10 protein-coding genes are annotated in these 10798 nt (G+C 64.5%); 6 read left to right on the top strand and 4 right to left on the bottom strand.

Annotation, left to right across the window (positions count from 1 at the left end; genetic code table 11):
- Window positions 1–49: 49 nt before the first annotated feature.
- Window positions 50–742, bottom strand: coding sequence for a GntR family transcriptional regulator (locus AKL29_RS15060; RefSeq protein WP_028331865.1), 693 nt, complete (start codon window positions 740–742; stop codon window positions 50–52).
- Between the two features lie 172 nt (window positions 743–914).
- On the opposite strand from AKL29_RS15060, the gene AKL29_RS15055 reads away from it, so the two are divergent.
- From AKL29_RS15055 to AKL29_RS15040, 4 genes are all read left to right on the top strand, one after another.
- Window positions 915–2618: an IlvD/Edd family dehydratase gene (locus AKL29_RS15055; RefSeq protein WP_050384738.1), complete on the top strand. Its 1704-nt coding sequence runs from the start codon at window positions 915–917 to the stop codon at window positions 2616–2618.
- A 154-nt stretch (window positions 2619–2772) separates the two neighbouring features.
- Window positions 2773–3774, top strand: coding sequence for a TRAP transporter substrate-binding protein (locus AKL29_RS15050; RefSeq protein WP_028331863.1), 1002 nt, complete (start codon window positions 2773–2775; stop codon window positions 3772–3774).
- 28 nt (window positions 3775–3802) lie between these two features.
- On the top strand, window positions 3803–4387 hold the full coding sequence (locus AKL29_RS15045) for a TRAP transporter small permease (RefSeq protein ID WP_028331862.1): 585 nt from the start codon (window positions 3803–3805) through the stop codon (window positions 4385–4387).
- Complete coding sequence (locus tag AKL29_RS15040; RefSeq protein ID WP_028331861.1) at window positions 4384–5724, top strand: TRAP transporter large permease; 1341 nt, start codon at window positions 4384–4386, stop codon at window positions 5722–5724. The genes AKL29_RS15045 and AKL29_RS15040 overlap by 4 nt, the downstream gene beginning before the upstream one ends.
- An 8-nt stretch (window positions 5725–5732) precedes the next feature.
- Here AKL29_RS15040 and AKL29_RS15035 read toward each other — a convergent pair whose 3' ends face one another.
- Window positions 5733–6527, bottom strand: a complete 795-nt coding sequence (locus tag AKL29_RS15035; RefSeq protein WP_050384741.1) for an enoyl-CoA hydratase/isomerase family protein — start codon at window positions 6525–6527, stop codon at window positions 5733–5735.
- Between the two features lie 248 nt (window positions 6528–6775).
- Between AKL29_RS15035 and AKL29_RS15030 the strand changes: the two genes are divergently transcribed.
- The gene (locus AKL29_RS15030) at window positions 6776–7993 is read left to right on the top strand and encodes an NAD(P)/FAD-dependent oxidoreductase (RefSeq protein ID WP_050384737.1); all 1218 of its coding nucleotides are present in this window, start codon (window positions 6776–6778) and stop codon (window positions 7991–7993) included.
- A gap of 101 nt (window positions 7994–8094) precedes the next feature.
- Here AKL29_RS15030 and rbsK read toward each other — a convergent pair whose 3' ends face one another.
- Both rbsK and AKL29_RS15020 read right to left on the bottom strand, forming a co-directional pair.
- A complete protein-coding gene (gene rbsK, locus AKL29_RS15025) occupies window positions 8095–9030 on the bottom strand; it encodes a ribokinase (RefSeq protein WP_050384736.1) in 936 nt (311 codons plus the stop codon).
- Window positions 9031–9052: 22 nt separating this feature from the next.
- Window positions 9053–9946, bottom strand: coding sequence for a sugar kinase (locus AKL29_RS15020; protein WP_028331857.1), 894 nt, complete (start codon window positions 9944–9946; stop codon window positions 9053–9055).
- Between the two features lie 226 nt (window positions 9947–10172).
- On the opposite strand from AKL29_RS15020, the gene AKL29_RS15015 reads away from it, so the two are divergent.
- Window positions 10173–10798: VOC family protein (locus AKL29_RS15015; RefSeq protein WP_244482049.1), on the top strand; the 626-nt coding region annotated here is incomplete at its 3' end.

The raw sequence follows: 10798 nt of genomic DNA, 5'->3' as shown, positions 1-10798 counted from the left end.
CACATAGCGCATCGCCGTCTCCTTCACGCGCAGGCCGCCGCGTATCGCGCTATTGCGGCTTTTTGTCGTTGGAGATGCGGACGAGATAATCCGCCTTGCTGTACTGCATGTGATCGACGCAAAGCTGCGCCAGCGCCCAGCTGTCGCGGCCCTTCAGGAGCTCGATCATCAATTCGTGCTGGCGGCGCGACAATGCGAGGCCCTCGCTGTCGGCGAGATTCTTGGCGCGCATCGGCAGCGTCAGGTTCATGTAGTCCTGCAGCGAGCGGACCAGATAGGGATTGCCGCAGGCGGAGAACAGCGCGAGGTGGAACGCATCGTTGGTCTCGTGAATGCCGCGCATGTCCTGCGCCTCGGCCTTGATGCAGTAATGCCGTTGCAGCTCGCTCAACTGGTCGATCAGGCTTTGCGGCGCGGGCAGGGCGATCATCAGCGCGGCCTGGCGCGTCAACATCTCGCGCACCTCATAGATCTGCCGCACTTCCTCGGCCGAATAGAACCGCACCGTGGCGCCGACATTCTTCTCGCGCAGCACGATGCCCTGGCGCTCGAGCTGGAACAGCGCCTGGCGGACGAAATGCCGGCTCGCGCCGTAGCGCTGCATCAGGGTATCCTCGACCAGCCGCAAACCGGGCGCGAAGCGGCCGAAGATGATGTCCTCCTCCAGCCGGCGGATCACTTCCGCCTGTTCCTCCTCGCGCGAGGGGGCCTGGAGTTCGGGCAATGTGGGCTCGGCTGTCATGCGCTCTCGGCTTCGGATCGGTGCCTGAGGTCAGCATGGCGCCACGGTTATTGTCAATAATGGGGGCGATTTTGCCGCAGATCAGCCACAAGCCGCGACCAGATTATCTCATATTGACAATAATTCCTGCCGCTCCTTAAGTGCGGCCGAACAACCACGGGACGAGAAGAAAATGGCCGACGGACTTCGCAAGGGACTGACAAGCTATGGTGACGCCGGCTTCTCGCTGTTCCTGCGCAAGGCGTTCATCAAGGCGATGGGCTATTCGGACGATGCGCTCAATCGGCCGATCGTCGGCATCACCAACACCTACAGCGACTATAATCCCTGCCACGGCAACGTGCCTCAGATCATCGAGGCCGTGAAGCGCGGCGTGATGCTGTCGGGCGCGATGCCGTTCGTGTTCCCGACCATTTCGATCGCCGAGAGCTTTGCGCACCCGACCTCGATGTATCTGCGCAACCTGATGGCGATGGATACCGAGGAGATGATCCGCGCCCAGCCGATGGATGCGGTGGTGGTGATCGGCGGTTGCGACAAGACCTTGCCGGCGCAGATCATGGCCGCGATCAGCGCCGATCTGCCGACCGTGGTGATTCCGGTCGGGCCCATGGTCGTCGGCCATCACAAGGGCGAGGTGCTTGGCGCCTGCACGGACTGCCGCAGGCTGTGGGGCAAGTATCGCGCCGGCGAGATCGACGACAACGAGATCGAGGCGGTGAACGGCCGCCTCGCGCCGTCGGTCGGCACCTGCATGGTGATGGGCACTGCCTCCACCATGGCCTGCATCACCGAGGCGCTCGGCCTGTCGCTGCCGATGAGCGCGACGATCCCGGCGCCGCATGCCGAACGCTTCCGCTCCGCCGAGGCCAGCGGCCGCGTCGCCGCCGAGATGGCGAAGACCAAGGGACCGAAGCCGAGCGAGATCCTGACGCCATCCTCGTTCCGCAACGCCCAGGTCGTCATGCAGGCGATCGGCGGCTCGACCAACGGGCTGATCCATCTCACGGCGATCGCCAACCGCTCGCCGCACAGGATCGACCTCGAGGCGTTCGACAAGCTCGGCCGCGAGGTCCCGGTGCTGGTCGACCTCAAGCCGTCGGGCGAACACTACATGGAGCATTTCCATCATGCCGGCGGCGTGCCGAAGCTGATGGCGCAGCTCGGCGACCTCATCGACCTCGATGTCAAAACCATCACCGGCCAGACCTTGCGCGAGGTCGTCGCCAATGCCGAGGATGTACCGGGGCAGGACGCGATCCGCTCCAAGGCGAACCCGATCAAGTCCGAAGGCGCGATGGCGATCCTGCACGGCAATCTCGCGCCGCGCGGTGCCGTGATCAAGCAGTCGGCGGCGAGCCCGAAACTATTGCAGCACACCGGCCGCGCCGTGGTGTTCGAATCGGTCGAGGACATGACGCTGCGGGTCGACGATCCCGCGCTCGATGTGACCGCCGACGACGTCCTGGTGCTGCGCAATGCCGGCCCGAAGGGCGCGCCCGGCATGCCCGAGGCGGGTTACCTGCCGATCCCGAAGAAGCTCGCGCGCGCCGGCGTGAAGGACATGGTCCGCATTTCCGATGCCCGGATGAGCGGCACCGCGTTCGGCACTATCGTGTTGCACATCACGCCGGAATCCGCCGTCGGCGGTCCGCTCGGGCTGGTGCGGAACGGCGACATGATCCGGCTCGATGTCGCCAAGCGCAGCATTGATCTGTTGGTTGACGAGGCCGAATTGCAGAAGCGCCGCGCCGCGCTCGCGCCGGCCGGTACGCCCGATTGGGCCAAGCGCGGCTACGCGCATCTCTTCAACGACACCATCCTGCAGGCCGATGAGGGCTGCGACTTTGACTTCATGCGCGCCAAGGGGAAGTAGTTCGGTCTCGATTGGCATCGCAGTCGAATTGTCGATAATTTCCGACTGCGAAGCGCCCGCTTGGGCCTCGACGACCAGATTACCTCTGTTTTATTGACAATCCTGCGCGACTGATGGGATGATCCCCTCAATTAAAAACAGGGGGAACGTCGCGATGGGCTATTCAGCCAGGATCGTCGGGATTGCGATGGCGGCGGCAGCGTTGCTGCTGCCGCCGCGCGCTGGCGCGCAGGAAGTCAAGCACTACCGCTTCGCGCACGATCAGCAGCTCAACACCGGATACAGCGTGGCCTACGACATGTTCTCCGCCAAGCTCAAGGAGTTGAGCAAGGGGACCATGATCGTCGATCAATATCCGGGCGCCCAACTCGGACAGGAGCCGCAGCTGCTGCAGCTCGTGAAATCCGGAGACATCGAATTCGCGATCATCTCATCGGCGAACACCGCGACTATCTCGCCGCAGGCCGGTGTGATGTCGCTGCATTTCCTGTTCCGCGACGCCAACCATGTGGTGAAGGCCCTTGCGGATCAGAAGGTGATTGACGCGATCAAGGCGATGATTGACGACACGTCGCAAGGCCTTCATGTCATCGCGACGGGCAGCCAAGGCGTAAGGAGCATCTACGCCAGGAAGGAAATCCATAAAGTCAACGATCTCAAGGGGGTGAAAATTCGTGTTCAGGCGACGGCCACGGAGGATACGATTTTCCCGGCTTACGCCGCGCAAACCGTCCATATGCCGTTCGGCAGCGTGTACACGTCGCTGCAGACCGGCGTCGTCGAGGCGGCGGAAAACAGCGTGAACGTTTACCTCGTCAACAAGCACTACGAAGTCGCGCCGGTGCTCTCGATGACCGAGCATGAGGCCAACAATGCGCTGTTGTTCATCAGCGACAAGCTGTGGCAGAGCCTTTCAGCGGAGCAGAAGAACTGGGTGACGACGGCGGCCGCCGAGGTGAGCACGAAGGAGCCTGCCAAGGCGTTCGAACTGGAAAAGGCCGCAGCGGCAAAGCTGAAGTCATTCGGCGTCAAGGTGGTCGAGGATGTGGACAAGAAGAGTTTTACCGCGATCGCCGATCCCTATCTCGACAAGCTCGCCAAGGATCTCGGCCCGCATGCGGAGAAGATCAAGAATTTGATCCGCGCGATCAACTAGAGCCCGAGGTTGACGCGGAGCGCGAGCCATGGCCATCGCCGACACACTGGTGCTGCAACGGCAGCGGTATCTGAAATGGCGGGCGCTCGACCGGCTCGAGCTGATCCTGATGATGCTGTGCGGCCTGCTGTGCTTCGGCTTCTCGCTCTCGGTGACCGCCGATATCGTCACCCGCACCATCGGTCATCCCTGGCTGTGGCTGCAGGAGGTGACCTCGACGCTGTTCATCTACGCGATCTTCATCGGGGCCGCGGTCGCGACACGACGCAACGACCATCTCTATCTCACCGCGATCTCCGAAGCGATGCATGGCAGGTCGCGGCTGTTCGTCGAGATCGTCATCCGTCTGGTGGTGCTGGGCGTCGCTTTCTGCCTGGTCTGGTATGGCTATCAAAATTACCTCCGAGGCTTCGGTAGCTTCCGCCTGCCGTCGGGTACGCCGATCGCCTCGCTCTATGCGGTGATCCCGCTGTCCGGCATCCTGATCGGCCTGTTCACGATCGAGCAGCTCATCAACGGGATCCGCAATGGCTTCGACCATCCGGAGCCACCGGATGACGACCTTCCGATTCCTGCGATCGATACCCGCGCGACGACGGGAGTGCAGCCGTGAGCGCACCGGTCGTGCTTGCGCTGATGTCGTTCTGCTTCCTGTTCTTCGGTTATCTCGGCGTGCCCGTGCCGTTCTCGCTGATGGCCGGCGTGTTCGTCGGCGCAGTGCTATCAGACGTCTCGCTGGCGGCGATCATCCAGAAGATCTTCGACGGCGTCGATTCCGAGGCGCTGCTTGCGATCCCGTTCTTCCTCTTGGTCGGCGAGCTCATGAGCTCGGCGAATGTCGTGGTCCGCATCGCCAATCTGTCGGTTTCGCTGGTGGGGCACATCAGGGGCGGGCTGTCGCAGGTCGTCGTCGTCTTCAGCATGTTCTTCTCGGAGATGTCGGGCTCGACCACCGCCGACGTTGCGGTCATGAGCCGGGCGCTCGGCGGGCCGATGCGGCGGGAAGGCTATGAGCCGGCCTTCATCGCCGCGATCATCGCCTCGGCGTCGACGATCGCAGCGCTGGTGCCTCCGAGCATCACGGCGGTGGTCTATGGCGCGGTCGGCAATGTCTCGATCGCCGGGCTGTTCATGGCCGGCGTGGTCCCCGGGCTGATGATCGGCTTCGGACTGATGATCTACTGCTACTTCTTCGGTCCCTCGGGCCTGCGCAAGCCGCGCGCGCCGCTGCGCCAGGTGGCGTTCGCCGCCGGTGACGCGGCGCTGCCGATGATGATCCCGGTGATTTTGCTGGGCGGCATCCTGACCGGCTGGTTCACGCCGACCGAGGCCGGGGTCGTCGCGGTCGCCTACATCATCGTCGTGGTGATCCCGGCGCTGAACCGTGGGCACCTGAAGAAGATCCCGTATGATTTCTGTCTGGCCGGCCTGATCTTCTCGCTGCCGCTGATCACGATCGGCGCGGCGAACGCGTTCGGCTGGATGCTGGCCTATCTGCGCGGCGCGATCTACATCGCGGACTGGATCACCTCGATCGCCGGCAACGACCCGCACCTCATCATGCTCTTGATGGTGCTGCTGTTCACCGTGGTCGGCGACTTCATCGAGCCGGTGCCGACCATCATCATCTTCATGCCGCTGGTCAACGCGCTGACCCAGGCCGGCGACATCAACGGCGTGCATATGGGCGTGGTGTTGATCGCTACGCTGGCGTTCGGCCTGATCACGCCGCCCTACGGGCTCGTGCTGCTGATGGCCTCGAAATTCGTCGGCATCAGTTTCGCAAAAGCGTTGCGGGCGGCGCTGCCGATCTACGTCGTGTTCCTGGTCACGATCTGCTTCACGATCTATTTTCCGAAGGTCGTGCTGTGGCTGCCCAAGCAGGTGATCCCGGAATCGGTCGGCTGCTTCAAGGCACCCGGCGGCACGGGGTACATCTGCCCGAACTAGCCAAACCTCTACTTCGACTTGCTGGTGAACTTCTTCACGGCGACGCGGAAATCGTCGGTATGCATGGTCGTGATGATCTTATGTTCCTCGGCGTCGAGCTGCTGCTTGGTTGGTGTGGTGGCCGCCTGATACACCAGTGACTTGGTGGCCGCGATCGCGGCGGGCGGATTCTTTGCCAGGCGCTCGGCGAGCTGCCGCGTCGCAGCCTTCAGCTCGGCCGCGGGGACGGTCTTGACGACGAGACCCCATTCATAGGCCTGCTGCGCGGTGAACCCATCCTCGGCGAGGAAAATCTGCAGCGCGCGTCGGGTGCCGACCGTGCCGACGATGCCGACCGTGCTGCCGCCATCGGGCGACACGCCGATCTTGGCATAGGCGGGCGTGAAGCGGGCGTCGTCCGCGGCGATGCACAGGTCGGTCACGAAGGCGAGGCCCATGCCGGCGCCGGCCGCCGAACCATGCACGCTTGAGAGAACGATCTTCGGCATCCGCCGGACCGTCTCGATGAACGCGTGATAGTGGTGCAGCATCTCGCCGACCACGGGGGCGATGTTGTTGGCTTCGGCAGCGGCACCGATGGTCTGCAGATCGCCGCCGGCGCAGAAGGCGCGGCCTTCGCCCTCGATGACGAGCACGCGAACGTCCTTGTTGGCTTCGACCTCGGCGCTGAGCTGCTCGAGCTTCTTGGCGATCGTCATGTCGATCGCGTTGAACGCGGCCGGCCGGTTCAGCGTAATGGTCGCGATGGCGCCGTCGATGCGGAGCAAAGCGGGGTCAGTGGCGGAGGGGGCGGGTGCTGGCATATTGAAGACCTTGGGCTTGTTGGTTCCGGACATTTAAGGCCTTGGCGGGAGCCGTGGCAATCCGGTCCGACGCCGCGGGTGCGCCAGAATTGCCTGGGACCCCCTTGCGTCCGCGCGAGCCATGAGGCCAAATGGCATGTGCCTTCGGTACGCAGACACGAGCGCTGTGGGGACGGGGCAAGCAAGCTAACATCGACAAGAGGAAACGGCATGGGTCACTCCTGCTCGCGCGTATTTGGGTTGTTCCGATGACAGGCTCGGTCATCATCGTCGGCGCCGGACATGCCGGCTTCCAGCTCGCGGCGTCGCTGCGCCAGGCCGGCTTTGCCGAGCGCATCGCTTTGATCAATGACGAAGGCCATTTGCCGTATCAGCGGCCGCCGCTGTCGAAGGGCTATCTGAAGGGGACCGGCGGGCCCGAGACCCTGATGTTCCGGCCCGACAAGTTCTACCAGGACAACAAGATCGACCTGATCACCGATCGCGCCCAAGCGATCGACCGCAATGCGCGGAAAGTGGCGCTCGCCTCCGGCACGTCGCTCGACTATGGCCATCTGGTGTTCGCGACCGGTGCGCGGAACCGGCTGCTGGATACCCCCAACGCCAAGCTCGACGCCGTCCGCTACCTGCGCATCCTGGATGAGAGCCAGGCGCTGCGCGATTTGATCGCGCCCGGCATGCGCGTCGTCGTGATCGGCGCCGGCTTCATCGGGCTCGAATTTGCCGCCACCGCCCGGGCCAAAGGCCTCGAGGTCGACGTGGTCGAGCTCGCCTCCCGCGTGATGGCGCGGGCGGTGACCGCGGAGATTTCCGAGTTCTCGCAATCCCGCCACAGCGCGGCCGGCATCCGGATTCATCTCGGGGTGCAGGTCACGGCGATCGAGGCCGATGGCGGCAAGGTTACCGGCGTCAGCCTGAGCAACGGCACGCACATCCCGGCCGATCTCGTCGTGGTCGGCGTCGGCGTGCTGCCGAATGTCGAGCTTGCCGCGGAGGCCGGGCTGCCGGTGGCATCCGGCATCATCGTCGACGAGCATCTGTTGACCGCCGATCCGAATGTTTCCGCGATCGGCGATTGCGCGCTCTACACCAGCAAGCGCTTCGGCGGGTCGCTGCGGCTGGAGTCGGTGCAGAATGCGACCGACCATGCGCGCTGCGTGGCGTCGCGGTTGACCGGCAAGACCGAGGTCTATGACGGCCTGCCGTGGTTCTGGAGCGACCAGGGCCCCGACAAGCTGCAGATGGCCGGCCTCACCACCGGCTACGACCGCGTCGTGGTGCGCGGCGATCGCGCGCAGGGCGCGTTCTCGGCGTTCTGCTATCGCGGCGACAAACTGCTCGGCATCGAGTCGGTCAATCGCGCCGGCGATCACATGTTCGGCCGCCGGCTGCTCGGTGCCGGCGGCTCGATCACGCCGGAGCAGGCGGCGGATGCGAGCTTCGATTTGAAGAGTGCGCTGACGTAGTCGAATCGTTGTCCCGGCGAAGACGGGATCCATACTCCGCGGCGATCATTGGCGGAGACGAACGCAGTTACTGCGCGGGTGCCCCAAACTGTAGCCGGTGGTTATGGGTCCCGGCCTTCGCCGGGACGACGCGTGGAAAGAACGGCGCTAACCTCCTGCGCCGTCGGCATCGACGGCGCGGCCCCCATCCGTTGCACGCAAATCGAGGCGGCGGCGTTGGCGTAAGCCAGTGCGTCGCCGAGCGGCTTGCCAATGGCGAGCTGTGAGGCGAGGGCGCCGACGAAGCAATCGCCAGCGCCTGTGGTGTCGACGGCCTTGACCTCGCGTCCCGGCACGAGCAGCGGTTGGTCCTCGACCAGCGCCAGCACGCCGCGCTTTCCGAGCGTGACGCAAACGATTTTGCCTTGCCCTAAGGTCCTGGCCGCCTCGGAGAAGCGCTCCGGCGTGTCGCCGTCTCGCAGCTCCGTGCCAGTCAGGTAGCCGAGTTCGGTTTCGTTCAGAACGAGGATGTCGACGAGATCGAGCAGAGCCTTGTCGGCCTTTTTCGCCGGTGCCGGATTGAGGATCGTGGTGGCGCCGGCAGCGCGGGCGCGCCGGAAGAAGGCCGCGATCGCCGGCAGCGGGATCTCGAACTGGCTGACCGCGACGTCACCCCTCGCGAGGATGGGGGCCGCGACATCATCGGCATCGACCAGCCCATTGGCGCCTGGCACAACGACGATTGTGTTGTCGGCGTTCGCAAGCGTGATGATCGCCGTGCCCGAATGCGTGCCGTCCGTGTCCTTGACGAAGGCGAGATCGACACCTTGTGCGACGAGGAACGTTCTCAGCTCCTTGCCAAACGCGTCGGTGCCGAGCCGGCCGATCAGCGTGGTCGGTATGCCGAGCTTGGCCGAAGCCACCGCCTGGTTGGCGCCCTTGCCTCCGGGAAAATAGAGCACGGCCTCGCCGGCGACGGTTTCGCCGATCCGCGGATGGCGCTCGGCGGTCGCCACCACGTCCATATTGATGCTGCCGGCGACGAAGACGCGCCCCATGGCCTAGCCCCATTCACCTCTATCAGGCCTCGGCGCGAAACTCCTGCTTGACCGCCGCGATATCCGCCAGCGTCGGCAGGCCTGCCTCGTTGCCGAGCTTCTGGATCTTGAAGGTCGAGGCTGCGCGCGCGAACTTGAAATGCTCATGCCAGCCTTTGCTCGGGTTTGAAAGGTAGGAGTAGATGTAGGCGCCGTGGAAGACGTCGCCGGCGCCGTTGGTGTCGATCACGCGCGCGCGCGGGATCGGGAAAGCCGGCAGCGTGCGCACTGTGCCGGCCTCGTCATACCAGAGCAGGCCGCGCTCGCCCATGGTGACGCCGCCGACCTTGCAGCCGCGGCCCTTGAGATAGTCGAGCATCTGCTCCGGCGTCTTGTCCATCTGCTCGCACAGGCGTTCGGCGACGATCGCAATGTCGATGAATGCGAGCAGCTCGTGGGTGTTGGTGCGCAGGCCGCCGCCGTCGAGCGAGGTCAGGATGCCATCCTCGCGGCACAGCTTCGCATAATGGATCGCGGCGTCCGGCTGGTGGCCGTCGATGTGCAGCGCACGGCAGCCCTTGATGTTCAGCAGCGGAAAGGGGTGGATGTGCTGGTCGTCGCGGCAGCGGACGATGGCGCGCTTGCCGTCGTTCGGCATGATGAAGGACAGCGAGGAGGAGTTGACCTTGCGGGGGTGGAACGAGATGCCGTACCTGTCGGCCATGTCCCAGAACATCCGTCCCAGCCAGTCATTGGCCATGGTGGCGATCAGGTCCGGCGGGACGCCGAGCTTGGCGCAGCAGAATGCTGCGGTCACGGCGTTGCCGCCGAACGACACCGCATAGGCGTCGGCGACGTGCTTTTCGTCGCCGACGGGCATGTGATCCGTGATGAAGGTGACGTCGATATAGGTCTGTCCGATGAAGAGAGCCTGCATTCGCTTTCCGTCGTGGCTTGGTGTGGTCCCGGCCGGCGGTTCCAGACTAGCATTGCTGATCGGCCGATATCGCTGAAAATATTCGCAACCCTGCCTGGTTTACAGGTAGAGATGATGGCTGTGCCGGGCCCTTCTGGCATGCGGCATAACGGCTGGCGGCAGTCCGTGGTTCCGGGCTGGGTTAAGGGAGAAACACAATGACGGCAGATTCGGGGAGGTTGCGGCCATGATTATCGGTCTCGATCACGTCGTCGTCCTGACCAGCGACATCGCTGCTGCCAGCGCGGCCTACGAGACGCTGTTCGCGCGGTCGCCTTCCTGGCGCTACAGCGGCGGCGGCGCGGACCGCACGCTGTTCACGCTCGACAACACCACGCTGGAATTGGTGGCGCCGCAGGGCGACGACGATGCAGCCCAGCGCGTCCGCAGCGCGCTCGCCACCCAGGGCGAGGGGCTTGCGAGCCTGTGCTTCCGCACCAGCGATATCGCGAAGACACACCGCAGGCTCGACCGCTTGACGCTAAAGCCCGAACCCGTCGCGGAGGTCGAGAGCCGCGACGACATCAGTGGCGCCACGCTGTCGTGGAAGCGTACGCGGGCCGCGACCGATGCGACGCGCGGCGTGCGCATGTTCTTCCTGGAACGCGAGCAGGAGCGGCCGCTGTCGGTCCGCACCACGACCGCATCGATCACCGCGATGGATCACGTGGTGGTTTCGACCGCCGATCCGGAACGCGCCGCAGCGCTCTATGGTGCTCGGCTCGGGCTCGACATGGCGCTCGACCGGTCGCATCCGGAGTGGGGCCGGCTGATGTTCTTCCGCTGCGGCGACCTCGTCGTCGAGGTCACGCA

Origin of the sequence: Bradyrhizobium pachyrhizi, from assembly GCF_001189245.1 — a bacterium.
GTDB lineage: Bacteria > Pseudomonadota > Alphaproteobacteria > Rhizobiales > Xanthobacteraceae > Bradyrhizobium > Bradyrhizobium pachyrhizi.
The sequence above is the reverse complement of the archived record's forward strand: the minus strand, read 5'-3'. Positions and strand labels throughout refer to the sequence as shown.

Bases quoted from the DNA above. Each gene is read 5' to 3' on its own strand.
- AKL29_RS15020 (WP_028331857.1), bottom strand. From the start codon at position 9,946: ATGCAGGCTCTCTTCATCGGACAGACCTATATCGACGTCACCTTCATC.
- rbsK (WP_050384736.1), bottom strand. From the start codon at position 9,030: ATGGGGCGCGTCTTCGTCGCCGGCAGCATCAATATGGACGTGGTGGCG.
- AKL29_RS15050 (WP_028331863.1), top strand. From the start codon at position 2,773: ATGGGCTATTCAGCCAGGATCGTCGGGATTGCGATGGCGGCGGCAGCG.
- AKL29_RS15060 (WP_028331865.1), bottom strand. From the start codon at position 742: ATGACAGCCGAGCCCACATTGCCCGAACTCCAGGCCCCCTCGCGCGAG.
- AKL29_RS15035 (WP_050384741.1), bottom strand. From the start codon at position 6,527: ATGCCAGCACCCGCCCCCTCCGCCACTGACCCCGCTTTGCTCCGCATC.
- AKL29_RS15055 (WP_050384738.1), top strand. From the start codon at position 915: ATGGCCGACGGACTTCGCAAGGGACTGACAAGCTATGGTGACGCCGGC.
- AKL29_RS15030 (WP_050384737.1), top strand. From the start codon at position 6,776: ATGACAGGCTCGGTCATCATCGTCGGCGCCGGACATGCCGGCTTCCAG.
- AKL29_RS15045 (WP_028331862.1), top strand. From the start codon at position 3,803: ATGGCCATCGCCGACACACTGGTGCTGCAACGGCAGCGGTATCTGAAA.